This is a genomic window from Natronospirillum operosum (assembly GCF_004768465.1).
GTDB lineage: Bacteria > Pseudomonadota > Gammaproteobacteria > Pseudomonadales > Natronospirillaceae > Natronospirillum > Natronospirillum operosum.
Genome location: NZ_SRMF01000012.1, coordinates 75117 through 94534, shown reverse-complemented (window position 1 = coordinate 94534; position 19418 = coordinate 75117). Strand labels below are relative to the sequence as shown.

At 62.3% G+C, this 19418-nt stretch carries 15 protein-coding genes; 14 read left to right on the top strand and 1 reads right to left on the bottom strand.

Annotated features, from left to right (window positions below):
- Positions 1 to 179: 179 nt before the first annotated feature.
- The 8 genes from E4656_RS18310 (at position 180) to E4656_RS18275 (ending at position 10588) form a co-directional block, all read left to right on the top strand.
- Entirely contained in the window at positions 180 to 842 is a 663-nt protein-coding gene (locus tag E4656_RS18310) for an OB-fold-containig protein (RefSeq protein WP_167856138.1), read from the top strand.
- A gap of 64 nt (positions 843 to 906) precedes the next feature.
- Entirely contained in the window at positions 907 to 2610 is a 1704-nt protein-coding gene (locus tag E4656_RS18305; RefSeq protein ID WP_135484760.1) for a flotillin family protein, read from the top strand.
- A gap of 29 nt (positions 2611 to 2639) precedes the next feature.
- Positions 2640 to 3206 carry a hypothetical protein gene (locus E4656_RS18300; protein WP_135484759.1) on the top strand — a complete coding sequence of 189 codons (567 nt, stop codon included), beginning with the start codon at positions 2640 to 2642 and terminating at the stop codon, positions 3204 to 3206.
- The gene (locus E4656_RS18295; RefSeq protein WP_135484758.1) at positions 3203 to 4312 is read left to right on the top strand and encodes a toxic anion resistance protein; all 1110 of its coding nucleotides are present in this window, start codon (positions 3203 to 3205) and stop codon (positions 4310 to 4312) included. The genes E4656_RS18300 and E4656_RS18295 overlap by 4 nt, the downstream gene beginning before the upstream one ends.
- 188 nt (positions 4313 to 4500) lie before the next feature.
- The gene (locus tag E4656_RS18290; RefSeq protein WP_135484757.1) at positions 4501 to 5715 is read left to right on the top strand and encodes a glycine C-acetyltransferase; all 1215 of its coding nucleotides are present in this window, start codon (positions 4501 to 4503) and stop codon (positions 5713 to 5715) included.
- Positions 5716 to 5720: 5 nt separating this feature from the next.
- Positions 5721 to 6749, top strand: coding sequence for an L-threonine 3-dehydrogenase (gene tdh / locus E4656_RS18285; RefSeq protein WP_135484774.1), 1029 nt, complete (start codon positions 5721 to 5723; stop codon positions 6747 to 6749).
- Between the two features lie 149 nt (positions 6750 to 6898).
- Positions 6899 to 7645: a substrate-binding periplasmic protein gene (locus E4656_RS18280; RefSeq protein WP_167856137.1), complete on the top strand. Its 747-nt coding sequence runs from the start codon at positions 6899 to 6901 to the stop codon at positions 7643 to 7645.
- 174 nt (positions 7646 to 7819) lie between these two features.
- Positions 7820 to 10588, top strand: a complete 2769-nt coding sequence (locus E4656_RS18275) for a M16 family metallopeptidase (RefSeq protein WP_135484755.1) — start codon at positions 7820 to 7822, stop codon at positions 10586 to 10588.
- 25 nt (positions 10589 to 10613) lie between these two features.
- Here the strand turns inward: E4656_RS18275 and E4656_RS18270 are convergent, their stop codons facing one another.
- Complete coding sequence (locus E4656_RS18270; RefSeq protein ID WP_476703738.1) at positions 10614 to 13118, bottom strand: heavy metal translocating P-type ATPase; 2505 nt, start codon at positions 13116 to 13118, stop codon at positions 10614 to 10616.
- 267 nt (positions 13119 to 13385) lie between these two features.
- On the opposite strand from E4656_RS18270, the gene ald reads away from it, so the two are divergent.
- The 6 genes from ald to E4656_RS18240 all read left to right on the top strand — a co-directional run bounded on the left by ald (position 13386) and on the right by E4656_RS18240 (position 19341).
- Positions 13386 to 14507 carry an alanine dehydrogenase gene (gene ald, locus E4656_RS18265; protein ID WP_135484754.1) on the top strand — a complete coding sequence of 374 codons (1122 nt, stop codon included), beginning with the start codon at positions 13386 to 13388 and terminating at the stop codon, positions 14505 to 14507.
- A 93-nt stretch (positions 14508 to 14600) separates the two neighbouring features.
- Complete coding sequence (locus E4656_RS18260) at positions 14601 to 15095, top strand: winged helix-turn-helix transcriptional regulator (RefSeq protein WP_135484772.1); 495 nt, start codon at positions 14601 to 14603, stop codon at positions 15093 to 15095.
- Between the two features lie 186 nt (positions 15096 to 15281).
- The gene (locus E4656_RS18255) at positions 15282 to 16880 is read left to right on the top strand and encodes an ATP-binding protein (protein ID WP_135484753.1); all 1599 of its coding nucleotides are present in this window, start codon (positions 15282 to 15284) and stop codon (positions 16878 to 16880) included.
- A 319-nt stretch (positions 16881 to 17199) separates the two neighbouring features.
- Positions 17200 to 17478: a hypothetical protein gene (locus E4656_RS18250; protein ID WP_135484752.1), complete on the top strand. Its 279-nt coding sequence runs from the start codon at positions 17200 to 17202 to the stop codon at positions 17476 to 17478.
- Positions 17479 to 17513: 35 nt separating this feature from the next.
- On the top strand, positions 17514 to 18572 hold the full coding sequence (locus tag E4656_RS18245) for a tetratricopeptide repeat protein (protein ID WP_167856135.1): 1059 nt from the start codon (positions 17514 to 17516) through the stop codon (positions 18570 to 18572).
- 16 nt (positions 18573 to 18588) lie between these two features.
- The gene (locus E4656_RS18240) at positions 18589 to 19341 is read left to right on the top strand and encodes a response regulator transcription factor (protein WP_135484750.1); all 753 of its coding nucleotides are present in this window, start codon (positions 18589 to 18591) and stop codon (positions 19339 to 19341) included.
- Positions 19342 to 19418: the final 77 nt, after the last annotated feature.

The following is a 19418-nucleotide window of genomic DNA, read 5'->3' as shown; positions in this document are numbered from 1 at the left end:
CTACCGTCTACCGTCTACCGTCTACCGTCTACCGTCTACCGTCTACCGTCTACCGTCTACCGTCTACCGTCTACCGGACAAAAACTTGCCATTTCATGGGGTGAAAATGGCAAGTTTTCGATATAAATATCAGGGCCGGAGTGGCCTATAATCGGCGCGAATCGATTCAAGGAGAGATGATGTTTGGGCAATGGATGGACCCAGCCTTTTTGCCGTTCATGGCTGCGGGCCTCGCAGTACTGGTCCTGACGGCTGTCGAGCTGTCGGCCTTGCTGTTCGGCCTGGCATTGTCCGACGCCCTGGACAACATGCTGCCACGAGTCGATATCGAATCCGGTGAGGCGCCGGGAATATTCTCATGGCTCGGCTTTGGCAAGGCACCCTTCCTGGTCGTACTTGTTGTCATTCTGGCCACTTTCTCTGTCAGCGGTATTGTCATCCAGCATACGGTTCTCGGCTTGCTGGGTTTTACGCTGTGGCCATTGCTGGCTGTCGTGCTGGCGCTGCTGATCACCATGCCGTCTGCGTCCTTTCTGGCAGGCGTCCTGGCGCGTGTCATTCCAAGTGAGGAAACATCCGGTATTCATCGCAACGAGCTGGTCGGCTGCCATGGGCATATTGCACAAGGGGTGGCGACTCATGATCGACTGGCGGAGGCGCAGATCGCCGGCCCCAGGGGGTTGCGTCACTGGATCATGGTGCGGGCGGAGCGCGGCGAGCAACTGTCGCCCGGCACCCCGGTGCGCATTATCGCCCGCGAAGACCGCACCGTGTTCATGGCCAGGCGTGTTGAAGACCCTGACCTGTTGAAGAAGAAAGGAGCAGCAGCTCTGCCCGGCTGAAAACCTGGCAGAAGAAAAGGACAACTGACAACCCTACCATTCATCGAGAATAGAGAGACTGAACATGGAAATTCAACCCATTCTCGCCGTTCCAGGCATCGTGATCGCAGCTCTGATCGCGATCGCCCTGGTTTATGCAGCACTGTACAAGAAGGTTCCTCGCGGCATTGCCATCGTTCGCACCGGCATGGGCGGACGCAGGGTCATTATTGATGGTGGCTGTCTCAGCCTGCCGGTTTTTCATGAGGTACGTCAGGTCAATCTTTCCACGGTCCAGCTTACCGTGCGCCGAAACGGAGACGACGCATTGATCACGCGCGACAGTCTGCGCGTGGACGTAACGGTCGATTTCTATGTGTCCGTGGAAGAAAGTGAAGAGGGTGTGGCGCAGGCTGCCCGGACTCTGGGCGATCGCACCTTTGACCCGGCCAAGCTGCGCGAATTGATCGAGGGCAAACTGGTTGACGCCCTGCGCGCGGTAGCAGCGGAACAGGACATGATGAATCTGCACGAGAACCGGCAGGACTTCGTCCAGCGGGTGCAGGAGATTGTTTCGGTGGATCTGGCCAAGAACGGCCTGCAGTTGGAGTCGGTCTCACTGACCGGCCTGGACCAGACCATCACCGACGACCTCAACCCGAACAACATGTTCAATGCCACGGCGCTCAAGATCACCGCCGAGCGTGTGGCGCGTGAAACCCAGGCGCGTGCCGAAGCCGAAGCCAACGCCAAGATCGCCAATGCCCGTGAGGCTGCGCGTGCCGAGGAAGAGGCCATAAAGGCCCGCGAGCTGGTCGAGCGTTCGGAAATCGAGAAAGAACGCAGCGTGTCTGTTTACCGCTCGGAAAGCGAGGCGCAGGCACGCAAGGCCGAGATTGCATCCAACCGGGAGGCCGAAAACGCCGAGCTGGAGAAGGACGAAGCCCTGCGCTCCCGGGCCATTGAGCGGGATCGCAAGCTCAAGATCTCCGAGCAGGAACAGCGCATTGCCGTGGCCGAGAAGTCCGAGAGCGAATCCCAGGCCGAGGCGCGCGCAGAGGAGGCGCGCCAGGCCCGCGTTGTGGCCGAAGAAGCGGTGCGCACGGCACAGGAGCAGGCCGCTGCCGACCGGCGCAAGCGGATTGCGGTGACTCAGGCGCAGGAGAAAGCCGAAGTCGACGCGACTCAGGTGCGTGTGGCCGCAGAAGCCAGCCGCGAAGCTGCCGAGCTTGAAGCCACCGCACGGCGCCAGGCGGCCGAGCAGGATCGACAGGCCGCCATCTTCCGTGCCGAAGCCCACCGCGCCGAGAAAGAGGCCGAGGCTGAAGGCGTCCGGGCCGTCAACGAGGCCAAGAATACACTCTCGCGCGACCTGATTGCCCATGCCGAGCGGATCAGGGAACTGGACGTGGCACCGGACGTATTGCGTGAAATGGTTGCACCCTTTGACGGCGTGGGTCAGAACATGCGGTCAGTCTTCGTCCATGGTCTCGGTGGTGCCAATGAGGTCGCAGGTGAGGCCAAGGGCAAGGTCAGTGGCGGCCAGCGTTCGGTCATGCAGGACTTGTTTGACGGCATCATGAGCTATTCCATGGTGGGCCCGGCCATGAAGGAGATCGGGGGCAATATCGGTATTGATCTGGCAGAAACCCTGCGTACAGGCACGCCGCAGAAACTGAAGCAGGCGTCCGATGATGCGGCGGCAGGCAGCCAGGAGTCGGCGGCCAACGAGGCGGCCGGGCCCGAGGTTGATCCGGTGGCGTCGAGCCAATCCGCCAGCGCTGACTGACACCCTGGTGGAGAGGAGGTGTGGCAGCCATGCGGCACAAACTGGATACCTGGGTGCTGTCCGCCGTGATTGTGCTGCAGATTGCCGGTCTGACCATCGACAGCCTGTTTGTGGTCATCGGGCTTCTGGTCGGGCTGGGCTATCTGCTGCTTCGTCCGTCACTCGCCCAGCGCGCGGCGGGCGGTGACAAGGCGAGTGACAGCCCGCCCCCGGATGCTGCCACATCTCTTTGGAATGACACCGAAAGGGCCCTGCGCGAACTCGATCGCTACCCGGCCGATGGTGTTCTGGCGTCCGAGTCGCTGCGCCTTGGTCAGGTCGGGCGTCGGGCCGTCGAACGCGGGCGCAGTGTCCCTGCCGATCCCGCCAATGCCCAGGTACGCCACCTGTTGTGTTTGGCCGGTGATGCCCTGAGAGCCTTCGTCAATGCCGGTGAGCCGGACTCCGAGCTGGCTTCACTGCGGGCCTTGCTCGATGAAGTGGCACAGACCCTGGACAACAACCCCTGTTCGGCTGCCGCCGAGGAACAGATGCGCATCCGACTGCGAGTGCTGCAAAAGGAACTGGAACAACCCGAAAACAAGGAGCATGTATGACTCTGTCTGCCGAAATTGACGTCAAGGCGCAGCCTGATCAGGCATCACGCCAGCAACTGGAGACCTTTCTGGGTGATGCTTCCGAAGCGTTTGACCTTGAGCGCATTCAGGCCGATCAGCGGGTTCTGGTAGAAGACATCAAGCATGGCTTTGACTGGAGCGCGCCCGAGAGTTTTGCCGTGAACCATGCGACTGGGGTGTCCCGGTTCGCCGACGCCATTGTCGACGGCGTGCGTTCGACTGATCTGGGCAGTGTGCATGAGCATCTTGTCGAGTTGCGCATGGTAACCAGCCGACTCAATCAACAACTCGAGCCCTCGGGTTTTTTCAGCCGCCTTGTATTTAACACCCGGAAAGCCCTCGCCGCATTTGCTGCCGACTGGGACAGCGTTGATGGCCAGATCAATCAGGTCATTGCCACACTCGAGCGTGATCGCAGAGGCAGTCTGGTCAGTATCGAAAGCCTGCGCAATCTGGGTCAGGAGGCGGTAGAGAACTTCCGTCGCATGACCGCTGCAATCATTGCCGGGCGGGAATTACTGGACGAGGAACGTGATCGACTCAAGGCGCGGCGGGCAGAAATTGAAGCCTCCGGGGACAGCGTGCAGGCCGCCGAATTGCGACAACTGGAGCATCGGGCGGAAGTATTTGACCGACGCCTGACCAATCTGGAAAAAAGTCGTGGCATTGCCGCCGGCATGATTCCGACCATTCAACAGACCCTGTTTTCCGAGATCCTCGTCTCGGAGGAACTGGATATGGCCCTGACTCAGGCTATTCCGCTGATGAAGCAGCAACTGGCCGTGGTGGCCGAACAGGTTCGGCAGGAGCAGCGGCTGCAGTCTCTGTCGGCCACGCGGGAAGCCACAGACCGAATGATGGATGACATCGCCGATCGTCTCGAAAGCAACCAGGAAAAAGTCGACGCCCAGGTGCGCGAGGGTATTGCCAGCACCGACAATGTGGTGGCGTTCATCGAACGTATTGGTGACACCATTGAACAGATCGATCAGCGTCAGGGTGAGGCCCAGCGCGACCGTGCCGATGCCCGTCAGCGCCTGGAAAGCGCCGTTGGTGAACTGCGCGACCGCCTGATGGCAATGTGAATTGCCTTCAGGGTACCGGCCCGCAAGCCTGAACCCTTTCCCGGTAGCCTCCCTGTGCCACTCCGCCCGCTGCAAAAGCAGCGTCCACTCAACCTGACAGCTGACACATCCCGGATCATGCACCCTTGCTGTCGGGATGGCGTTCAGCCCTTCTATACTGTGGCTATCATGATCAATGGGAGCCACTCATGACACGCCATGCACTGCTGGCGCAGTTGGCCGAACAGACTGCCAGCCTGAAAGAGGAAGGCCTGTTCAAGGCCGAGCGCGTGATCACCTCGGCGCAGGATGCCGAGATCGCGGTCGACAATGAGCGGGTGCTGAATCTCTGTGCCAACAACTATCTGGGTCTGGCCAATCATCCCGAGCTGATCCGGGCGGCGCAGCGCGGGCTGGAAGAGCATGGCTTCGGTATGGCTTCGGTGCGCTTCATCTGCGGCACGCAGGACATCCACCGGGAGCTGGAGCAACGCCTCAGTGCCTTTCTGGGCATGGAAGACACCATCCTCTATTCCTCCTGTTTCGACGCCAATGCCGGCCTGTTCGAAACCATTCTGGGCCCGGAAGACGCGGTCATTTCCGATGCGCTGAACCATGCCTCGGTGATCGACGGCATTCGGCTGTGCAAGGCCAAACGCTATCGCTACGCCAACAATGACCTGAACGAACTGGAAGCCCGGCTGCAGGAAGCCGATGCCGCCGGTGCCCGTCACAAGCTGATCGCCACCGATGGCGTCTTCTCGATGGATGGCGTCATTGCCAACCTGCAGGGCATCTGTGATCTGGCCGACCGCTATCAGGCGCTGGTCATGGTCGATGACAGCCATGCGGTCGGTTTTCTGGGCGAGCAGGGCCGGGGCAGTCACGAGTACTGCCAGGTCATGGCGCGGGTTGATATTCTGACCGGCACCCTGGGCAAGGCACTGGGGGGTGCCTCGGGGGGGTACACCGCGGGTCGCAAGGAGATTGTCGACTGGCTGCGGCAGCGCTCGCGGCCCTATCTGTTTTCCAATTCACTGGCCCCGCCCATAGTGCAGGCGTCGCTGCGTGTGCTCGATCTGCTGCAGATGGGCGATGAACTGCGCACCCGCCTGTGGGCCAATACTCGCCACTTCCGGCAGGCGCTGGAACAGGCCGGGTTCACCCTGGCCGGGGCCGATCATCCCATCATTCCCGTCATGCTGGGTGATGCGAAGCTGGCGGCAGAGATGTCCCGGCGGCTGCTGGCCGAGGGCATCTATGTGGTCGGCTTTTCCTTCCCGGTGGTCCCCCGGGGGCAGGCGCGCATCCGTACCCAGATGTCGGCGGCCCATACCAGGGAGCAACTGGACCGGGCCATTGAAGCCTTTGTCCGCATCGGTCGGGAACTCGGTGTGGTCAAGCAACAGGAGCGACCGCAATGACCGTCATGAAAGCGCTGGCCAAGCAGGCCGCCAAGCCCGGAATCTGGCTGACCGAAACCGAACGTCCCGAACCTGGCCACAATGATCTGTTGATTCGCATCCGCAAGACCGCCATCTGCGGCACCGACATGCACATCTACCACTGGGATGACTGGGCGCAACAGACCATTCCGGTGCCCATGGTGGTGGGCCATGAATATGTGGGCGTGGTGGAAGCCATGGGGTCGGAAGTACGCGGTTTCGAAGTGGGCGACCGGGTGTCGGGCGAGGGCCATATCACCTGTGGGCACTGCCGCAACTGCCGGGCCGGGCGGCGTCATCTGTGCCGCAATACCACCAGCGTGGGCGTCAATCGTCCTGGTGCCTTCGCCGAATATCTGGTTATCCCGGCGTTCAACGCCTTCAGGATTCCGGACAACATCAGTGATGATCTGGCGGCCATCTTTGACCCCTTCGGCAATGCCGTCCATACCGCCCTGGCCTATGATCTGGTGGGTGAGGATGTGCTGATTACCGGCGCTGGCCCCATCGGCATCATGGCTGCTGCGGTGGCCCGCCGTGCTGGCGCACGGCACACCGTGGTCACGGATATCAACGAGTATCGGCTGGAGCTGGCGCAGCGCATGGGGGCTACCCGCACGGTCAATGTCAGTCAGCGGTCACTGACTGATGTCATGCAGGAAATCGGCATGACCGAAGGCTTTGATGTGGGGCTGGAGATGTCCGGTGTGCCTTCCGCCTTCGAGCAGATGCTGGGCTCCATGAACCATGGCGGCCGCATGGCACTGCTCGGCATACCGCCGGGCAGCATGGCCATCGACTGGAATCAGGTCATCTTCAAGGGCCTGACCCTCAAGGGTATCTATGGCCGGGAAATGTTCGAAACCTGGTACAAGATGGCCAGCCTGATCCAGTCCGGGCTGGATCTGACGCCCATGATCACGCATCGCTTTGCGGTGGATGATTTCCAGCAGGGTTTTGATGTCATGGCCTCGGGCCAGTCGGGCAAGGTAATACTGGACTGGGGTGCCTGAACCGACCCGGTAACGCAACAGCGTCGGCTGGGCTGTTGTGCACAAATCTGGTCTATACTGACGTGGTATCAGGCCAGCAGGTGAAGCAGTCGATGCAGGGGTGCAGTTCGGATTTTCGATCCCAGTGCAGGTCAAAGCCGTGGTCCGGGTTGATCATTTGCCTCCTGCTGGCCGTATTGCTGTTGCCCGGATGGTTGCTGGCGGATACCCCGATACGGATTGTCACCGGCAACAATTATGAACCCTATGTGGACGAAGGGCTGCCAGCGGGCGGAATGCTGACCGAGCTGGTATCCGTTGCTTTCGAGCTCATGGGCGAGTCCCCGGACATTATCTTCCAGCCCTGGTCGCGCGGTTATCAGGAAACACTCAACGGGGACTATGCGGCCACCTTCCCCTACGTCTTCACTGTAGAACGGTCCGAAAGCTATCTGTTTTCGGCCCCTCTGATTGTGGTTCAGACGCGGATCTTTGTGCGGTCGGCCGAACCGGCCGAGTCCATTGCCGACCTGGAAGGCAGACGTCTGTGCCTGCCGATCGGTTATGTCCTGTCACAAGAGATCCATGCCGTGCTGGATGGGCTCACAGTGCAGTTGAACCGGCCGGAGTCCATGTCAAACTGTTTCCGGATGCTGGACCGGCAACGAACCGATTTCGTCGTCAGCAACCTGTTTCTGGGCCAGATGACAGCATTGGAAGAGCTGGGTGATCTCGGCAAGGTTCGTTTGCTGGAGGAAGTTGTGGCCAATACTACTCTGCATCTTATTGTGCCGCGCGACCGTCCTGAAGCAGCGCAATTGCTCGATGCCTTCAATGCTGCCCTGTCTGAACTGCGTACCGAGGGCGTGGCGGCCGAAATCCGGCAACGTCACCTGGGTCATCTGTCTGTTGCGTAGCACCGGTGAAAACCGGGTCGGACTGAGCTCAGGGTCAGTGTTATCGGCCGCCTGATTCTGGCAGAATGGTCGTCCTCCAGGGAAGGCCAGAGCAGTTGCAGGGAAGACGCAGAGACACTGCTCGACGCCAAGTGTCCCTGGGGTTGATTCAGGAACCGGAAAAGGGACACCACCATGCTCACTGACCTCTCGGCCACTCTCTTTCGTGTCGGCTGCGCCCTGCTGCTGGCATTCATTGCCGGCTGCAGCAGTACACCCGATACCCCCTATACGCTCTACCAGAATGAACACCAGCCCACGGTCATCATCTGGGAAAACAGCAACAGCCACTCCAACAACGAAGCCACGCTGCAACTGGTCGTGCAGGCGGGCAGCCTGCAGGAGCGTGATGATCAGCTCGGTTATGCCCACTTTGTCGAGCACATGATATTCCGGGGCACCGAAAACTACCCGCGTGCCGAGATGCGGGAGCGTCTGCGCGAGCTGAATGTGGACATCGGCCATCATTCCAATGCCTATGTCACCTTCGACCATACCGCCTACTGGCTGGATCTGAACTCGATCGAGCCCGAACGTCTGGAAACCGGCATCGAAATGCTGTCAGAGTGGGCCTATCGGGTCAGCTTTGACCCGGATGACGTCGAGTCCGAGCGCGCCGTGGTGCTGGAAGAGTGGCGCCTGACCGAGCCCGAAGCCGAGCGCGCCAGCCAGCAGGTCTTTGCCGACTTCTATGCCGGCAGCCGTCATCAGGAGCGGCATCCCATCGGCACCGAGGACAGCATTCGCAAGGCCACGCCTGAAGGCTTGCGCGAGTTCTATGACACCTGGTACCGGCCCGACAACATGGCGGTGATCGTGACCGGTGACGTGGATCGGGACCAGGTGAAGGCACTTGTCGACCAGCACTTCCCGCCACAGCCGGTTGCGGCTGACGCCCCCGTGCCGCAGCAGTGGGACATCAACCCGGGTGCCATGGACCCGCGCCCTGCCTTTACAGACCCCTATATCACCGATGGCTTTGCCGACATGCGGTTCTTCCAGGAAGCGCCCATGCCAACCACGGCACAGGAAGTGGTCGACCGTGTGCAGGAAGAGCTGGCGCTGGATGTGCTGATCGACCGGCTGGATCGGCGAGTGACCGAAACCCGCGGCAGTGTGGCCTGGTTCAACTGGTATCGGGAATTCTCCTCGCCCAATGTGCGCGTGCTGGATCTGGAAGTGAGTCTGACTGAGGACGACTTCGAGCTGGGTCTGGGCCTGCTGGAGGAAGAGCGTCAGCGTCTGCTCGCCGAGGGCATTCGCCAGCGTGAACTGGATGACTGGCGCCGACGCCGCCTGGAGCAGGAACGTTCAGAGCAGGATTCGGCCGGTCATCTGGCCGGCATTGCGCTGGATCACTACCTGTACGGCTGGCCCATGCTGAGTCAGGCACAGTGGGTGGCACTGCTGGAGGAGGCTGCGCCGACCTGGACCACCGAATCGGTCACTGCTGCCCTGGCGGAGGCGATGTCGGTGGAACCCCAGGTGCGTATCATTCATCCCTACCGCATGACCCCGCCGGCGACCGAGACCATAGACGGCTGGCTGGCCTCGGCCGCCTGGGTGCCGGATGAGACCGACCGCCTGGGCAACGGTGCCGAACAGGTCGCCGACTGGACCCTGGACCCGGCCTACGCGGGCAGCATAGTGCGGGAGCGCGATCTGGAGCACGAGGTGACCGAGTGGACGCTGAGCAATGGCATGACCGTCTGGTATCGACATGCCGCTGCCAACCCGGGTGAGGTGAGTTTTCAACTGGTCGGGCTTGGCGGCTTCAACAGGCTGCCGGAAGCAGAGGTGGTCACCGGCCGGCTGACGGTCGAGGCGATGACAGCTTCGGGGTTGCGGAATCTCGACGGGCCCGAATTGCGCCAGTGGCTGCAGCGCGAGTCGATCACGCTGGATCTGGGCATGGATTTCTTCGATCGCTTTGCCTACGGCAATGCACCTGCGGAGCGTCTGGGGCTGGCGCTGAACCTGCTCCATATCGGGCTGACCGAAGGCCGTGTCGACCCTGACACGGCCGAGCATCAGCGGGCGCAGGGGTTGAGCTATCTGCAGCAGCTGGACAATCACCCGCATCGACCCTGGATGGACCTGCTGCACGAACAGCTGCACCGGCAGGAGCCGGCCCAGCGCATGCTGACCCCGGCTGAAGTCGAGGGTGCCAGTACCGAGGCGATGCGGGCCTTCTACGATCGCCATATTGCCGGCGCGCAGAACTATACCCTGGCCATTGCCGGTGATGTGGACCGCGACACCGTGCGCCAGCATGTGCTCGCCGCCGTGGCTACCCTGCCACCGACGGAGGCTCCGCTGGGTGCCACCCGACAACTGCCGGTGCCGACAGAATCCGGGCAGTGGCATGTTGCAGGCAGCGGCGAACGCCATGCCAGCATTTTGCTGCGTTATGCCATTCCCAAGGCAGAACATGCTGACCTGGATCGCACCGCCATGCTCTACATGGAACACTGGCTGGACGAAGTACTGATGGATGAAATCCGCACCGCCAGCGGTCTGGCCTACTCGGTACAGGGCGACACCGAAGGCTATAGCCGCTATCACGATGACTATGTGCTCTGGGTGCACCTGGGCACCGACCCCGAGCGGGTGGAGGAAGCCATTGAGCGGGTGGAAGCTACGCTGGCCCGGGCGGCGACCGTTGACCTGGCCCAGGAGCGGGTCGACCGCTGGCAGCAGCGGATGGAGAATGATCGGCGCCGGCAGCGCGGCAGCGCCGACTGGACCGTGGGCCGGCTGGCCTACGCTCAGTTGTTCGAGCGCGCGCCCACAGTTGGCCTGGATGGTCGCTATGCCAATGTCGAGGCTGCCGTATTGCCGGAGCTGCTGAGCCTGTTCCTGAATGACAGTGCCGTGCGTTCAGAGTTTGTCTGGCTGCCCTGAGTCGCGGCTCAGGCAGCCTGCCTTGTCAGGTGGTTTGCTGCGGCGCCCGATAGCGCTTCAGCCGCAGCGCATTGCCCAGCACACAGACGCTGGAGGCGGCCATGGCGGCGGCTGCAAACACTGGTGACAGCAGGATGCCGGCCACCGGATAGAGCACGCCTGCGGCTACCGGAATCAGCGCTGTGTTGTAGGCGAAGGCCCAGAACAGGTTCTGGCGGATATTGCGCAGTGTGGCCCGCGACAGGTCGATCGCCGTGGGCACATTGCGCAGATCACCGGACATCAGCACCACCTCGGCCGCTTCGATGGCGATATCGGTACCAGTGCCGATGGCAATGCCGATATCCGCCTCGGCCAGGGCCGGGGCGTCATTGATGCCATCGCCGACAAAGGCCACGCGGTTGCCTTCGGCGCGCAACTGCTTGATGGCATCCACCTTGCCGTCCGGCATGACTTCCGCCATCACCGTGTCAATACCCAACTGGCGGGCGATGGCCTCGGCCGTGCGCCGGTTGTCACCGGTGATCATGGCCACCTGCAGGCCAGCCGCCTTGAGGGTTTGGATGGCGGCGGGTGTGCTGTCCTTGATTGGATCAGAAACAGCGATGATGGCTGCAATTTTGCCATCGATGGCGGCATAAAGCGGAGTTTTCCCTTCATCAGCCAGGCGTTCGGCGGTGTCCCTGAACAGGTCCGGGTCCAGACCGAGCTGGCGCATGTAGCGGTCGGCACCAATCTGCAGGGCCTGGCCGGCGACATCGGCGCTGACACCCATGCCGGATACCGACTCGAACTGGCTGGGCTCCTGCAACGTCAGGCCACGCGCTTTGGCGGCGGCGACAATGGCTTCCCCAATGGGGTGTTCAGACTGCCGCTCGACGGCGGCCACGGCCTGCAATACCTGGTCTTCCGCAAAGCCGGTGGCGGTTTCCAGGTCGGTCAGTTCGGGCTGGCCCAGCGTCAGGGTGCCGGTCTTGTCGAGGGCGATCAGGTCGACATTGCGCAGCGTCTGCAGGGCTTCGCCACGGCGGAACAGAATGCCCAGCTCTGCTGCCTTGCCGGTACCGACCATGATGGAGGTTGGGGTGGCCAGGCCCATGGCACAGGGGCAGGCGATGATCAGCACGGCCACGGCGTTCACCAGTGCCAGGGTCAGCGCCGGCTCGGGGCCGAAGACCAGCCAGACCGCCAGCGTCAGCAGGGCCAGGGCCATCACCACGGGCACAAATACCAGAGTTACCTTGTCCACCAGCGCCTGGATGGGCAGTTTGGAGCCCTGAGCCTCTTCCACCATGCGCACGATACGCGCCAGCAGGGTATCGGCGCCGATATGCGTGGCGGTGAAGGTCAGGCTGCCGTTTTTCAGCACTGTACCGCCCACCAGTTCGGTGTTTTCGGCCTGGGCGGACTTGTGTACCGGTACCGGCTCGCCGGTGACCATGGATTCATCGACCCAGGCCTCACCGTCGAGCAGAGTGCCGTCGACCGGTATCGTCTCACCCGGGCGCACCAGAATGCGGTCGCCCAGTTGCACCTGCTCGACCGGGATGTCCTCTTCCTCCAGCTGTGTGGCTGTTCCCCTGAGTACCCGCGCCGTGCGCGCCTGCAACTGCAGCAGATGACGAATGGCCTCGCTGGTGCGGCCGCGCGCGATGGCTTCCAGATAACGCCCGACCAGAATCAACGTAATGATGACCGCAGACGCCTCGAAATAGACGTGTACCGTGCCCTCCGGCAGCACCTGAGGTATGAAGGTGGCCACCACCGAATAACCCCAGGCCGCCGAGGTGCCGAGCATGACCAGCGAGTTCATATCCGGCCCGCCGCGCAGCAGGGCCGGGAAGCCATGGCGGTAAAAACGCAGCCCGGGGCCGAACTGGACGACGGAGGCCAGCACGAAAAACAGCACATGGAGCGTTTGCTGGCCCAGAGTAGCCATCAGCCAGTGATGGAAGGCAGGAATGAAGTGGCCGCCCATGTCCAGCACAAAGATGGGCAGCGTGAACACCGCGGCTATTACCAGTGCGCGCCGCAATCCGGTCAGCTGTTTTTCCCGGTCTTCACGCTCCCGATCCTGGGCAAAGGCAGAGTCGTTGTGCCGGGACGCCGGATAGCCCGCTGCACTGCTGGCGTTTTCGAGTGCCGACCCCAGGTCGGAGCCAGCGGGCACTTCGACCACGGCGCGCTGGGTGGCCAGATTGACGGCTACCGACACCACGCCCGGGACGGCGCGCAGCGCATTTTCCACGCGCCCGACACAACTGCCGCAGTTCATGCCCTCGACAGCCAGCTCCAGGCGCTCGGTTCGAGCCGGATAACCGGCATCAGCCAGGGCCTGCAGGACGGGCTGCAGATCCTGGCTCGGATAGCGGAAGCTGGCCTTGCCGGTGGCCAGGTTGACGCTGACGTCTTCGGTGCCGGCGACCGCCTGCAGCGCTTTTTCCACGCGGCCGACACAGCCGCCACAGGTCATGCCGCTGACGGCCAGCGAGAAGGTTTGAGCTTCGGTGTTCATGGCTTGAGTGTTCACGGAGGGCGCCTGTATATCAGTAGTTGATCATGAATCGGAGTGTAGGCCTTCCAGTGGCTGGAAGGTCAAGACCCGTGATACCAGGTATCTGTGGCAGAAGAGGCGGCATACTGAAAACAGAGTGATCTGAAAAATAAATCACTAAAATTTGAACAAATAAATAATAATTTGACTGCTACAAGCAGAAAAAATGACCTCAATCACTGTGTGCCCTGTCTAGAATGGAAAACAGAATCTGCCAATAATAATCAACACACAGGAGGCGGTATGCATATCGGTGTACCCAGAGAAATCAAGAACCATGAATATCGGGTCGGGCTGACGCCAACCGCAGTGCGCGAGGTCTGTCAGCACGGCCACCAGGTCACGATGGAGACCAATGCGGGCGCCGCCATCGGCTATACGGACGCGGACTATCAGGCCGCCGGCGCAGCCATCGCCGCATCCCCCCGGGCGGTATTCGAAGCCGCCGAGATGATTGTCAAGGTCAAGGAACCGCAGGCCTCCGAACGGGCGCTGCTGACCGAGCGCCATACGCTCTTCACCTACCTGCACCTGGCACCGGATGAGCCGCAGACCGCCGAGCTGGTGGATTCCGGTGCGGCCTGCATTGCATACGAAACAGTCACCGACAGCCATGGCCGGTTGCCCCTGCTGGCGCCCATGTCCGAAGTGGCGGGTCGGCTGTCCATTCAGGCTGGCGCACACTGTCTGGAAAAGGCCATGGGTGGGCGCGGGGTGCTGCTGGGCGGTGTACCCGGCGTGGCCCCGGCCAATGTCACCATCATCGGCGGCGGTGTGGTGGGCCAGAATGCACTCGCGATGGCCGTGGGCATGGGGGCCCAGGTCACGGTACTGGACAAGAATGTCGATACGCTGCGCCATCTGGACCAGCTGTATGGCTCGCGCATCACTACGCTGTTCTCGACGCTGGAAACGGTGGAGGCCAGTGTGGTCAATGCCGATCTGGTTATCGGCGGTGTGCTGATACCGGGCGCTGCGGCGCCGAAAATCATCACGCGGGATCTGGTCAGCCGCATGAATGAAGGCAGTGTGCTGGTGGATGTGGCCATCGATCAGGGCGGCTGCATGGACACCTCGAAGCCCACCACCCATGCCGAGCCGACCTATGTTGTCGATGGCGTGGTGCATTACTGTGTGGCCAATATGCCTGGCGCCGTGGCCCGAACGTCCACGCAGGCGCTGAACAACGTGACCCTGCCCTATGTACTGCAGCTGGCGGACAAGGGGGCACGGCAGGCGCTGCAGGATGATCCCCATCTGCTGAACGGACTCAATGTCTGTCGCGGTCAGGTCACCAATCAGCATGTGGCAGCAGCGCGCGGGCGCGAGTTTGTGGACCCCCAAGAAGCACTGGCGCAGCTCTGAGCGACTGCGCATCGTCAGGGCAGGCTCTGGACACACCGCTGCCAGGGCCTTATAAACACCTCAGACATTCATCGCGGAGTCTGACCTGTGCGCATTACCCGCAAGCCCACCCGGGAGCTCGACAACATTGATCTCAATATCCTGGACGTGTTGCAGCGGGACGGGAGGATTTCCTATACGGACCTGGCGGTCGAGGTGGGTCTGTCCACCACACCCTGCCTGGAGCGGGTGCGGCGGCTGGAAGAAGCCGGCATCATTACCGGCTATCGGGCCGAGGTGAATCCGGCGGCACTGGGGCTGAACCTGCTGGTGTTTCTGGAGGTCAGTCTGCGCTACCAGTCCAGTCAGGCCTTCGAGGATTTCCGTCACGCGGCGCAGCAGATTCCCAACCTGCTGGAATGTCACCTGATTTCCGGTGAAGCCGACTATGTGCTCAAACTGCGGCTGACCGATATCTCCGAGTACCGTCATACCTTGGGCGACATTCTGGCCATGCTGCCCGGCATCCAGGAGTCCCGCAGCTATATCGTGATGGAGGAAGTGAAAGCGGGTGCTGCCTATCCCACTGCGCATCTGCGCCTGAATTGATCCGTACACCGTTCAATCTTTGACTGTTCTCCTGCTCTCAGGATGTGTACCTTGTGTTGCAGGGGCTGCATTGCCTGGATCTGCTCGAGTTTTTGTATCCCGAATGTAGGCTGGACATCGTGAGGTGGGCATGCAAACAATAACTGCGCCCTGTCGACACCCAAAAAAGATAATGAGTGCCTCTGGATGAACCGCTTGTTCACCCGCATCTACCTGACTCTGCTGTGCACCCTGATTGCGTTGGGTGGGTTGGCCTGGGTATTTCTGGATGTGGTTAACAAAAACCGTTTTGAAACCTGGGCCGAGGAGCAGACAGTTTGGGTTGCAGAACTGATACAGTCCGGCTGGGCGCGTCAGGCCGCAGACCGGCGTGCGGACTGGACCGGTCTGGTGTCCTCGCTGACGACCGTTGAATGGTCCACGCATCCGGGTCCCGGGCGGGCCCTGCTGGTTGACAGCCAGTGGCGCCAGCAGCGTGTTGATCTTGATGTGCCGCTGGATCAGAGCTCCCGTCTGCGCGGCACCCTGACGGACTGGACCCAGTGGCGCGTGGGCGGTGGCTACCTGTTGCTCAACGAGCTGTCCCGCGTGCCAGCCGGGGAGCGCTCGGGTCACCTGGACCGACTGAGCAGTGGTCTGCCGTTTCCGGTCGAAGCCATAGAGGTTTCTTCGGCGCCCGAGCTCGGTGTATTGGGACGGCGCCAGCTCAGTCAGGGGCAGGCCTTTGTCAGCACGCGCAGTGACGGTCTTGGCACCGCGCGCGAAGCAGTCTATGTGCCCATGGGAGAGGGCTTTGCGTTGCGCCTTGGGCCTTTCGATTCGTTCAACTGGCTGCCGGCCTCCGGTCTCTCTGCTCTGGTTGTCAGCGGTCTCGTGGCGCTGGGCCTGGTGGTGCTGATTGTACTGACCCCATTGCGCCAGCGCCTGCAGCGCATCACGCGCGCCGTTGACGCCATCAGTGCCCAGCAGGGGCGTCATACCCGAGTGCCGACGGGTCCTGAAGACGAACTGGGGCGTATGGCGGTGCATATCAATCAGATGGCAGATCGTCTGGTGCTGTCGGCGCAGCGCAACCGTGAACTGAACCAGGCGGTGTCCCATGATCTGAAAACACCGCTGGCCCGCCTGCGCTTTGCAATGGCGTTGCTGCCATCGGCAGTGCGCAGTTCCGATGCAGTGCAGGACATGACACAGGCGCTGGAAGAACTGGAAACTCTGACCGCTGAGCTGTTGCTGTTTCATCGCCTTGATGCCACGCACAGTCGGTCCGTGGACTGGCATCTGCTGCGACCACAGGACTGTCTGCAGCGGGTATTGCACAGCCTGCCGTCAGGGCCGGAAATTACGGTGGACTGTCAGCCCGAGCGTGAGCTCCACCTGCCTGTCAGCGCCGCCGGTCTGCGTCGATTGTTGGGTAACCTGGTGGGTAATGCCAGCCAGTATGGGTGCACCAGGGTGGCCATCGAGGACTGGCTGGCTGAAGACGGGCTCTGGGAGATCAGAATCAGTGATGACGGGCCGGGGATACCGGCAGAGGACAGGCAGCGTGTACTCGAGCCGTTTGTGCGGCTGGACCATGCGCGCAATCTGAATCAGCAGGGTCATGGCCTGGGTCTGGCTATCTGCCATGCCGTGGCACAGCGCGTTGGCGGCGCCCTGATTCTGGATACAGGGCCTCTTGGCGGGCTGACCGTTGCACTGCGTTTGCCGGCGCACGAGGGCGACTCCGGGTCCGCCAGCCTACAAAATGGAAACAAAACTAATACGTTGTCTGACTACACTTGAGACAGGCGACAGCACACAAGCAGGACATCGACCATGAAAATCAGGCACGGCTGCAGGTCGGCGTTGATACTGGCAAGTTTGGCGGCGTGGGTGTCGGTGCAGGCCAGTGCGGATGACTGGCATGGATGGGATTCATTGCCCGATGATCTTCTCGAGCAGACGGGCGCCGCAGATACCGCAGACCTGTCGCACCGTCTGGAGCGGTTGCGCGCGGGTCCGCCTGAGGGTACGCAAGAAGTATTCCCGGCGGCCGATCAGGCCTGGGACAATGTCCCGGAACATGTTATTGAGCTTTGGCTCAGTCAGTTTGGAGGCCCGCATGGTAACGAGCTGCGCTCGCTGGACGCGTTGCTGGAGCGGCGAGCTGATCGCCCGGGTCCGCCATCCCATGCCGGCCCGGGTCGCAGCCCGGCAGGTAGCCCCGGAGATCGCGGTCCGGCGGGGGGGCTCCCTGATCGTGGCCCACCGTCCCATGCCGGCCCTGATCAAGGTCCACCGGCTCAAGGGGGCCCACCGTCCCATGCCGGCCCTGAAGGCGGCCCGCCCGGACAATAGACGAGCGCTTGCAGCCGGGTTCCCGACAGGACAGGCTGTCTGATGGCAGTCCGCCGTTGCTGCTGTCATGCTGCACGAATGTTGTGGCGCACCCTGATATCGGGTCTGATTGTGCTGCTGACGCTACCTGCCCTGGGTTGGCAGCAGGAGCTGCAGGCAGTGCGTGAGCTGTCGGACCGGGGCCAGTACGTCACCGCACGACAGCAACTGCAGACCCTGCGTGAAGAGCATCCTGATGTCGGCGTGTTGCAGCTCGAGCTGGCTGTGGTGCATCTGGCGCTGAGCGACTTTACTGCTGCCAGAGCGGCAGTCGAGGCCGTACTCGACAGAACCGACCTGCCCGAGGCCGTGCGGGTGAACGCGCAGATGCTGGCGCTCAGTATCGAGCAGCAGGCCGACCGGTTCCAGACCCGGCAACGTCGGCTGCGGGCCGACGTCCTGATTGGAGCCGAGGCCGGGCCGGACTGGTATTGGGTCGGGCTCGATGTTGACGCCTCACAGCGCCGACGGTACCGTCCGCTGGGCCTGCTGGGCTATCCGGTGCGCCTGCTCAGCCAGTTCAGTCTGGAGGTCGGCAGCCGCGCCTATGTGGATGACTTCAGTGCCCCCTTTCATTATCTGGAAGGCCGTGCTGGCGGCTGGGTCAGTTGGCGGGCATTGTCGCTGGGTCCGGCCGTCGGCTGGCGCCTGACCGCTGACAGCCATGGGCCGGTACTGGTCCTGGACAGCGAAGTGGCGCTTACGGACGGCCTGGCCCTGAGCGCTGACAGCCGCTGGGTAGGCTGGCAGGATGACGGTGGCGCGACCGCACGCGCGGCAGCGGGCGTGCTCTGGCGACCCGCTCCGGCCTGGGAAAGCCGTCTGCAGCGCGGCTGGTCAGTGCCCGGTTATGAGCTCGACACCCGCGCGGACTGGCGCCTGACCGCAAGCTGGCAGCCCGGCTCCAGGCCGCTGGGCATTGAACACCTGGAGGCCGGCATCTGGTGGCCGGATGACGATCAGTGGTATCCCCCCAGCCTGAATACTGACCTGCGCTGGCGTGCCGGAAGCAGCCGACTGCGCCTGCTCAGCGGGCTGCGATTACCGCTTGATGGCACGACACCCGGCGGCCAGTTGGGCCTGCGCTGGCAATACTGAGGCAAAGGACCACCCGATGAACCTCGACAAGCCCTGTGGACAATTACTGCTGGTAGAGGATGATCGCCGCCTGGCGCGCCTGACAGCGGCCTATCTGGAGCGAGAGGGGTACGCCGTCGAGCAACTGGCGGATGGGGATGCTGCTGCTGTTCGTATACCTGAGGCCCAGCCGGATCTGGTCATTCTCGATATCATGCTGCCCGGCCTAGATGGGCTTGAGGTCTGCCGGCAGGTGCGCCATCAGTATCAGGGGCCCATCATCATGCTGACCGCGCGTGATCAGGTCATGGACGAGGTGCTGGGGCTGGAAGTCGGTGCCGACGACTACCTGACCAAGCCGGTTCAGCCGGAGCGGCTGCTGGCCCGTATACGGGCGCATCTGCGCCGGGCTCGCGAGTTTGCGGGCACATCGCGGCCAGACTCCTCGGCTGCGGTATCGGATGCGCCACCGGGCCGGCAGCCGATCGAGACGGTTGTTCAGGTGCATGAGCAGGACCGGGAAATCTGGTGCCAGGGCCGGCGGTTGCTTCTGCATCGACCGGAATATGACCTGCTCGCCCTGCTGCTGTCTCGCCCCGGCCACCTGTTCAGTCGCGATGAACTGAGTCTGGCCCTGCGCGGCGTGGCCTATGACGGGGCCAGTCGCCATATCGACATTCTGGTGTCCGGTGTACGTCAGGCCATAGGGCAACCGGCGGTGATCAAGACAGTTCGCAGTCGGGGCTATCAACTGGTCCGCCATTGGCCGGAGAACAACCGTTCCGGATGAATCGGCCGCCGCAGCTGGCCGGTGGTCGACCCCTGACCTAGACTGCAGAGTATTGCTCTGGCAGAGACGAGAGGCAG

Bases quoted from the DNA above. Each gene is read 5' to 3' on its own strand.
- E4656_RS18310 (WP_167856138.1), top strand. From the start codon at position 180: ATGTTTGGGCAATGGATGGACCCAGCCTTTTTGCCGTTCATGGCTGCG.
- E4656_RS18305 (WP_135484760.1), top strand. From the start codon at position 907: ATGGAAATTCAACCCATTCTCGCCGTTCCAGGCATCGTGATCGCAGCT.
- E4656_RS18300 (WP_135484759.1), top strand. From the start codon at position 2,640: ATGCGGCACAAACTGGATACCTGGGTGCTGTCCGCCGTGATTGTGCTG.
- E4656_RS18295 (WP_135484758.1), top strand. From the start codon at position 3,203: ATGACTCTGTCTGCCGAAATTGACGTCAAGGCGCAGCCTGATCAGGCA.
- E4656_RS18290 (WP_135484757.1), top strand. From the start codon at position 4,501: ATGACACGCCATGCACTGCTGGCGCAGTTGGCCGAACAGACTGCCAGC.
- tdh (WP_135484774.1), top strand. From the start codon at position 5,721: ATGAAAGCGCTGGCCAAGCAGGCCGCCAAGCCCGGAATCTGGCTGACC.
- E4656_RS18275 (WP_135484755.1), top strand. From the start codon at position 7,820: ATGCTCACTGACCTCTCGGCCACTCTCTTTCGTGTCGGCTGCGCCCTG.
- ald (WP_135484754.1), top strand. From the start codon at position 13,386: ATGCATATCGGTGTACCCAGAGAAATCAAGAACCATGAATATCGGGTC.
- E4656_RS18255 (WP_135484753.1), top strand. From the start codon at position 15,282: ATGAACCGCTTGTTCACCCGCATCTACCTGACTCTGCTGTGCACCCTG.
- E4656_RS18250 (WP_135484752.1), top strand. From the start codon at position 17,200: ATGGTAACGAGCTGCGCTCGCTGGACGCGTTGCTGGAGCGGCGAGCTG.
- E4656_RS18245 (WP_167856135.1), top strand. From the start codon at position 17,514: ATGTTGTGGCGCACCCTGATATCGGGTCTGATTGTGCTGCTGACGCTA.
- E4656_RS18240 (WP_135484750.1), top strand. From the start codon at position 18,589: ATGAACCTCGACAAGCCCTGTGGACAATTACTGCTGGTAGAGGATGAT.